The organism is Vibrio sp. 2033, from assembly GCF_033339735.1.
In genome coordinates, this window is record NZ_JAWOVC010000799.1 from 1 (window position 1) to 524 (window position 524).

Below are 524 nucleotides of genomic sequence, written 5' to 3' on the forward strand. Positions count from 1 at the left end.
GTTCACATTAACGCGCTGTTTTTGCTTATATCGTGAAAGAAATTCCCATAACCAAAGGTTCTAATTAATCGAGAGGGAAGGACTTTTATTTGAAGATTCCGACCTAATATCTTGATTATGCCCAGCCAATTTAAGGTGGGGATTTTTAAGCATTGCTGCTGGTAGCGATTTGAACCAGCCTACAGGTGCATTCAAACACGATAAGGAATAACAATGGCTAACGAATACACACCACCAAGAGTTTGGACTAACGACAGTGAAAATGGCGGCCAATGGGCAAGCATTAATCGTCCCGACTCTGGCGCACGTCACGAGCAAGAGTTGCCAGTTGGAGAGCATCCATTCCAGCTTTACTCAATGGGGACTCCTAATGGTCAGAAAGTGACGATCATGTTTGAGGAGCTTTTGGCGGCAGGCGTAACAGAAGCAGAATACGACGCGTATTTGATCAAGATTGGCGATGGTGACCAATTTGGTTCTGGCTTTGTAGCAGTAAACCCAAACTCTAAAATTCCGGCGCTGGT

At 44.8% G+C, this 524-nt stretch carries 1 pseudogene; it reads left to right on the plus strand.

The features are described from left to right. Positions 1–213: 213 nt before the first annotated feature. A pseudogene (locus R7P74_RS29150) lies at positions 214–524 on the plus strand (glutathione-dependent disulfide-bond oxidoreductase); the annotation flags it as partial.